A 226-nucleotide genomic window follows, 5' to 3' on the forward strand; every position below is an offset into this window, starting at 1 on the left:
TGGTGGAGGATGACGGGATCGAACCGACGACCCCCTGCTTGCAAAGCAGGTGCTCTCCCAGCTGAGCTAATCCCCCATTAGGGTATGCCAATAACTTGGTAGGGCTGGTTGGACTCGAACCAACGACCCCCGCGTTATCAACACGGTGCTCTAACCAGCTGAGCTACAGCCCCGATAAAACTGTTCTTTACATTCAACAGTCGATAAGCGTGGACGCTTGATGATG

The 226-nt window shown here is 53.5% G+C and carries 2 tRNA genes; both read right to left on the reverse strand.

Going from position 1 to position 226, the window contains the following annotated elements:
* Positions 1-76, reverse strand: a tRNA-Ala gene (locus tag AC3A6F_RS25355).
* 20 nt (positions 77-96) lie between these two features.
* Positions 97-173 (reverse strand) — tRNA-Ile (locus AC3A6F_RS25360).
* Positions 174-226: the final 53 nt, after the last annotated feature.

It is taken from the genome of Massilia sp. Soil_C_3 (assembly GCF_057657035.1).